The organism is Rhizobium sp. SVR5-2C, from assembly GCF_056755115.1.
Genome location: NZ_JBNDHT010000696.1, coordinates 1 through 224, shown reverse-complemented (window position 1 = coordinate 224; position 224 = coordinate 1). Strand labels below are relative to the sequence as shown.

Annotated in this window: 1 protein-coding gene; it reads left to right on the top strand. The window is 67.9% G+C overall.

The features are described from left to right. A partial coding sequence (locus tag ACPYOI_RS37415; protein WP_481424345.1) for an FAD-dependent oxidoreductase occupies positions 1-224 on the top strand: 224 nt, incomplete at both ends.

Genomic DNA, 224 nt, shown 5'->3' with positions numbered 1-224 from the left:
GACCTATTCGTGATCGGGGGCGGGATCAACGGCTGCGGGATCGCGCGGGATGCGGCGGGGCGCGGCTATTCGGTGGCCTTGGCGGAGATGGGCGATTTCGCCTCGGGGACCTCGTCGGGGGCGACCAAGCTGATCCATGGCGGGCTGCGCTATCTCGAGCATTACGAGTTCCGGCTGGTGCGCGAATCGCTGATGGAGCGCGAGGTCTTGTGGGCGATGGCGCC